Source organism: Kordia zhangzhouensis, assembly GCF_001005305.1.
In the GTDB taxonomy this organism is placed as follows: Bacteria; Bacteroidota; Bacteroidia; order Flavobacteriales; family Flavobacteriaceae; genus Kordia; species Kordia zhangzhouensis.
Window position 1 is genome coordinate 1 of sequence record NZ_LBMH01000044.1, and the last position, 301, is coordinate 301.

A 301-nucleotide genomic window follows, 5' to 3' on the forward strand; every position below is an offset into this window, starting at 1 on the left:
TGTCTGTATCACAGATTTCTAATGGTGTTGGTGGAAATACACCAGGAGTATCATTGATATTCACAGTCATTTGAGTGGTATCATAACATCCCGTATTGATATCTTCTACACGTACAAAGACTGTATAGCTTGTAGGAGTTCCTGTGTTGGTATACGGCATGACAAGTGCGTTAGCATCTGCATCTGCATCGCCTTGAGTTAGGTGATACGATACGTTTAAATCAGGATTTGAAATCGTGATTTCATCATTTTTTACTGTAAGGTCTACAGGAGCTACACCATCTGCCGTTTCATCATCACA

The 301-nt window shown here is 39.9% G+C and carries 1 protein-coding gene; it reads right to left on the reverse strand.

The genetic code is table 11. The features are described from left to right. A partial coding sequence (locus AA088_RS18605; RefSeq protein WP_046746335.1) for a hypothetical protein occupies nt 1–301 on the reverse strand: 301 nt, incomplete at both ends.